This is a genomic window from Wolbachia endosymbiont of Cardiocondyla obscurior, assembly GCF_902713635.1.
GTDB classification, from domain to species: domain Bacteria; phylum Pseudomonadota; class Alphaproteobacteria; order Rickettsiales; family Anaplasmataceae; genus Wolbachia; species Wolbachia pipientis.
Map to the genome: position 1 here is coordinate 1 of NZ_CACTIU010000075.1, position 5,044 is coordinate 5,044.

Sequence of the window (5,044 nt, forward strand, 5' to 3'; positions counted from 1 at the left end):
AATTAAAAGCGGCTGAATCTCGCTTGTCAAGCGTTTAAAACATAAAAAACGCCAATATTTTAAAGCGGATAATAACCACAGGGCTTCTTTTGCCTTTTTTTTCATTTGGTAAATTTCTTAATGTTTGTGGCTAACATGAACAAACATTTGAGAGTAACTTCCGCTAGTAGGGTGTCATCCCAGTGCCCAGACACTGGGATGACAAAAAAAGGAGGCTACTCGGATGACAGCTAGCCTGACAACCGTCATCCCGCTGCTTGTTAGCGGGATCTCTTGTTAGCGCCGCGGCGGTATGACGTAGAATTTTACACTCACCAATTCAGTGTCCAATCTGGATTCCAGACTGGAATGACACCCTTTTGGATGGAAACCAGTGTCAGGACACTGGGATGACAAGAAAGAGGCTACTTGGATGATACCTATAGCCCTGTCATTCCAGCGCGTGACGCTGGAATCTAGTTCTTATTATATATCCAGAGATTTACTATATTAGTAATATCAAACTAGATCAATTCTTGCTACTTCAATTTTTCTTTCAGTTAATTCCTGCCTGGCACGTTAAGTCTAGCCTTTTATAAATGAACCAGAATTATAATTTATCTTTTAAAAATCTCAAATGTAATAAATTTATGTTTTAAAGGATTTGATATATCAAATTTTATTGTATTTACTTTCTCATCAAAAACTATAGTATTCTCATCTATGTGATATCTGTCTATTTGATATGCTAGTGAAAATGCGTCAAGCTTATCAGAAGTTGGAGGAGATTTATATACCACTACATTTAAAGTTTCTAAGTCTAAGTTCACTCTAACAGTCACAACACCTTGTTCAAACGAACTTTCAAACAAACCTTGAATAGATTCACCATGCATACATGGCGGGTCCATTCTTACAGCAGATATACATCGATTATATATTGCATCCCCTGAACCGTTGTGCATGCACATCGTAAAATCTTTACTTCCTTGAAAAAGGTCTATAAAATCTACCATAACACTTCACCACTACATAACAAACACTTTATAATATTATAAGTAACTAGCAAGCTCCATTACTAATTTCGTAGTGACTCTAATTGCAAAATTTAATATAAGTGGTAAAGTAGAACCACTGAATAAAAAACATATGTTAATTAATACAACGTCGGAGCTGGAGGACATATGTGAGGGGTTGATAGCAAAAAAGCCAAAATTTATAGCAGTTGACACGGAGTTCATTAGAAATAATTTAATCTACTACCCAAAATTATCGTTAATTCAAATTTCTTACGGAGAGAAGAGTTTTATTGTAGACGCACTAGTGCCAGAAATTGATTTATCATTCATTAAGAAAATAATGCTAAATCAGGGGATAACCAAAGTGTTTCATAGCTGCCGGCAGGATATAGAATCCTTACTCACTGTATTTAAATGTATTCCCACTCCCATTTTTGATACCCAAGTTGCTGCTATGTTTTGTCATTATTATCATGACTTTATTGGTTACTCAAAAGTAGTGGAGCAATATCAAGGAATAGCACTGGATAAAATTAAAGCTAAAAATTCAGATTGGTTAAGGCGTCCGTTGTCCGAAGATCAGTTAGATTATGCAATAAACGACGTGGTACACCTATATGACCTATACCAAATATTGTGCAATAAACTTGAAGAAAATAATAGGATGGGTTGGTTTCAAGAAGAGATGGAATCAATAGTTGATATAAATAAGTATTTACATAGCCCAAAAGATGCATGGAAGAGGATTAAATTTAATTATGAAGTAAATCCAAGATTGATACTAACTGTTAAAGCAGTTAGTGAGTGGCAAGAAACCTTAGCACAGCGCTATAATATGAACCGTAATAAAATAATCAATAATGCTGTAATAGCTGATTTTATTGAAAAAAATGTAGAGCATGTTGATGAGATTTTAGATGATCTCAAGAGGAATACAAAAAATATAAAAGATGCGGATTTACTAGAGTTTGTGAATATTTTTAATGAAAATGAGAGAAATTGGATGCAGCAAAACAACACCTTATCGAGTAATTATGATAAATCTGTACTTGATATACTCTCAATTATTTTAGATAGTAAATGTAAAGAAAGTAACATATCAAGGAAATTAGTTTCTTCAAAAGATGAGTTAACCTGGTCAATATCTAGACAGACAGATAAATTATTCAAGGGGTGGAGATATGATTTTTTTGGCAGGTCAGTTGAATCATTTTTGAACACAAGCTCAAAATTTGAGATTTCAGCAGTGAAATCCGCAAATAATATAACCAAAATTCAGAGTAATTTAGTGGAGAATAACTGTTGCTAAAGTAACTTAGATTTATCGACAATCGTCATCCCGCTACGTGTTAGTGGCTAAGAGATACCGCGGCGGTATGACGGTTAAGTAGGGTGTTATCCAAGTAGCCCTGACTACTTCGATCCAGGAAAATTGATTGTAAACGAGCAAACATTTTCGATAAAATTACCAAAAAGCTAGATCCCAGACTGGGATGACACCACCTACAAATTGCAATGTTCGTATAGTTATGTGCTTGACACTGGGATCTAGAAAATCTAGTTAATATATATAGAGAAACCTTAGCTATAGTTTCAAAAGAAGTCGAATGTATTTTGTTATATGATTATAAGTCTAACAGGCGGAATTGGGGTAGGAAAGAGCTTTGTAGCTAATTGCTTTCAAGAGTTTGGTGCTGTTGTATTTGATGCTGATTCTGTTGTACACCAACTTTATAGAGTGGATAAAAGCATAATAAGTTATGTAGAAAAAAATTTTCCTGGAGTGGTAGTAAATGGTGAAATAGATAGAACAGTACTGTCTAAATATTTCTTAGCCTACGATGAAAATTGGAAACAATTTCAATCTTTGGTTCACTCTGCTGTGCTGCGTGAATTAGAATTTTTTATTGCCAAGGAAAAAAAGATCGATAGAAAACTTTTAGTTTTAGATGTGCCACTTCTATTAGAAACAAAATTTTATTTATATTGCGACCTTATTGTTTTTGTTCATGCAGATAGCGTTGTGCAAGCTCAAAGACTCAACGAACGCAACATAGATAAAGAAAAGCTAAATTTAATCTTCAATGTTCAGTTATCTATTGAGGAGAAAAGGAAGATGAGTGACTTTATTATCGATACCAGTGTAAGCAAAGAGTATGTTTTTTCTCAAGTAAAAAAAATAGTGGATTCATTAAACCTAAACACGTAGCTCTACGTCATACCGCCGCGGTATCTCTAGATCCCGCTAACAAGCAGCGGGATGACGGTTGTCAGGATCCCAGCAGCCTCCCTCCCCTGTCATCCAAGTAGCCCCCTATGGTGTCATCCAAGTAGCCCAGACTACTTGGATCCAGGAAAATTGATTGTGCACTATAGCAACATTTTTGATCAAAAACTGGATTCCAGTGTCAAGCACTGGAATGACACCCTTCCGGTGGGAACTGCTCTCAAACTACAACAGCGTGAGTAGCTATAGAAGCTCTAATGATACAAGAAAAAATAAACAGCTATCATTTTTTTAGTAATTAAGTAAAATAGAGTGAAAGATTGCGAGGAAGTTTTGAAAAATAAGATAAAAAAGATAGTGATTTCAGGAAAGGAAGTGTGGCCAATCATCGAAGGTGGTAAAGGCATTGCAGTTAGTGATGGGAGATCAAGCGGAGCATTTGCTGCAGCAGATGCTGTGGGTACGTTTTCTGGTGCAAATGCTAAGCTTATTGATGATAACGGCGAGTTGGTGCCGCTGATTTACAAAGGCAGAACAAGAAATGAAAAACACAGCGAATTGATTGAATATAGTATTAAAGCTGGAATTAGTCAGGCAAGAATAGCAAATGAAATATCAAAAGGTCATGGAAGAGTACATATGAATGTACTTTGGGAGATGGGAGCAGCAGAACGCGTGCTTCATGGCATATTAGAAGGAGCGAAAGGTTTGATTCATGGTATTACCTGCGGTGCTGGTATGCCTTATAGGCTTGGAGAAATTGCAGCTAAATATCAGGTTTATTATTACCCTATTATCTCATCGGTGCGTGCTTTTAAAGCATTATGGAAGCGTACTTACCAAAGAATATCTTCCTATTTGCTTGGTGGAGTAGTGTATGAAGATCCATGGCTTGCTGGAGGGCACAATGGACTCAGTAACAGTGAAGACCCAGAGCTACCACAGGCTCCATTTGAAAGAGTTGCAGAGCTTAGATCTTTCATGAACGAGGTCGGTCTCTCAGAAACACCAATTGTTATGGCAGGAGGAGTGTGGCATTTGAAAGATTGGGAACATTGGTTTGACAATCTGCAAATTGGACCAATAGCTTTTCAGTTTGGCACTCGTCCACTTTTGACGAAAGAAAGCCCAATTTCTGCAGAGTGGAAAAAGAAGCTACTCACTTTAGAAGAAGGTGATGTATTTTTAAATAAATTCAGTCCAACAGGGTTTTACTCATCTGCAGTAAAAAATAACTTCATACGTGAGTTGCAGGAACGGAATTCACGTCAAATAAAGTTTTCAGAAAATGCTAGCGAAGAATTTAATAATGAATTTGCAATGGGTAGCAGAGGTAGAAAGATCTACCTTACTGCAAAAGACAAAGAACTGGCAAATACATGGACTAAAGCAGGGTATACAGAAGCAATGAAAACTCCAGATACAACTGTTATTTTTGTGACGCCAGGCAGGTTTGCAGAGATAAGACAAGATCAAATCAATTGTATGGGATGCTTAAGTCATTGTTTGTTTAGCAATTGGAAAGATCATGGTGACCATTCAACAGGACGAAAGCCAGATCCGCGTAGTTTTTGCATACAAAAAACACTGCAAAACGTTATACACGATGGTGATATTGAGAACGAACTCATGTTTTCCGGGCACAATGTGTACAAATTTAAGCAAGATCCATTTTATGAGAATGGCTACGTACCGGCAGTAAAAGAACTGGTGGAAAGGATATTGACTGGGTATTGAGTCAGTGACCTTACCCAGAAAAAGTGGAGAGAAAGTTTGGAATGTTTTTTACAAAAAGAATGATGCATCAAATTGTTCTGGA

The 5,044-nt window shown here is 36.5% G+C and carries 5 protein-coding genes; 4 read left to right on the top strand and 1 reads right to left on the bottom strand.

Annotation, left to right across the window (positions count from 1 at the left end):
* Positions 1 to 596 precede the first annotated feature (596 nt).
* A complete protein-coding gene (locus tag WOCAOBSORBRA_RS05405; RefSeq protein WP_007548550.1) occupies positions 597 to 995 on the bottom strand; it encodes a hypothetical protein in 399 nt (132 codons plus the stop codon).
* A 133-nt stretch (positions 996 to 1,128) separates the two neighbouring features.
* Between WOCAOBSORBRA_RS05405 and WOCAOBSORBRA_RS05410 the strand changes: the two genes are divergently transcribed.
* From WOCAOBSORBRA_RS05410 to WOCAOBSORBRA_RS05425, 4 genes are all read left to right on the top strand, one after another.
* Complete coding sequence (locus WOCAOBSORBRA_RS05410) at positions 1,129 to 2,307, top strand: ribonuclease D (protein WP_174516091.1); 1,179 nt, start codon at positions 1,129 to 1,131, stop codon at positions 2,305 to 2,307.
* Between the two features lie 312 nt (positions 2,308 to 2,619).
* Positions 2,620 to 3,207, top strand: coding sequence for a dephospho-CoA kinase (gene coaE / locus WOCAOBSORBRA_RS05415; RefSeq protein WP_174516092.1), 588 nt, complete (start codon positions 2,620 to 2,622; stop codon positions 3,205 to 3,207).
* Between the two features lie 51 nt (positions 3,208 to 3,258).
* Positions 3,259 to 3,468 carry a hypothetical protein gene (locus WOCAOBSORBRA_RS05420; RefSeq protein WP_174516093.1) on the top strand — a complete coding sequence of 70 codons (210 nt, stop codon included), beginning with the start codon at positions 3,259 to 3,261 and terminating at the stop codon, positions 3,466 to 3,468.
* A gap of 90 nt (positions 3,469 to 3,558) precedes the next feature.
* Positions 3,559 to 4,962, top strand: coding sequence for an NAD(P)H-dependent flavin oxidoreductase (locus WOCAOBSORBRA_RS05425; RefSeq protein WP_174516094.1), 1,404 nt, complete (start codon positions 3,559 to 3,561; stop codon positions 4,960 to 4,962).
* The last annotated feature ends 82 nt before the right edge of the window (positions 4,963 to 5,044 follow it).